1 protein-coding gene is annotated in these 416 nt (G+C 45.4%); it reads right to left on the bottom strand.

Annotation, left to right across the window (positions count from 1 at the left end):
- The coding region (locus BZJ21_RS16755; RefSeq protein WP_236719589.1) for a hypothetical protein at positions 1-388 on the bottom strand (388 nt) is incomplete at its 3' end.
- Between the last annotated feature and the right edge of the window lie 28 nt (positions 389-416).

The following is a 416-nucleotide window of genomic DNA, read 5'->3' as shown; positions in this document are numbered from 1 at the left end:
AGTCTAATTTATTGGCGCTTTGGGCCACTCTGTCCATGTTGTCCGCAGAGTCTGCCACCCGGTCTACATTTGCGACTGATGTATGTAAGCGGTCTAGTTTTAATATCGATTGATGAATACGGTCCAAACCTATAATAGACTCATCAAGACGGTCTAGGTTTGTGATACTCATATGCACGCGGTCAATATTATTTGCTGACGTATGCAAGCGGTCCATCTTGTCTACAGACTCGTGCAATCGATCAAGGTTATCGATAGAGGTAAAGACTCGATCTAGGTTATCTGCACTATCAAATACGCGGTCTAGTTCAAGGATAGACGTATAAACACGGTCAAGACGGCCGGCACTTACGCTAACGCGATCAACCTTATCTGCTATGACGCCCACAGCGTCCACATTATCGATTGAAGCGTGT

It is taken from the genome of Salinivibrio costicola subsp. alcaliphilus (assembly GCF_001996185.1).
Classification (GTDB): Bacteria; Pseudomonadota; Gammaproteobacteria; order Enterobacterales; family Vibrionaceae; genus Salinivibrio; species Salinivibrio costicola.
This window is presented reverse-complemented; position numbering and strand designations above follow the sequence as displayed.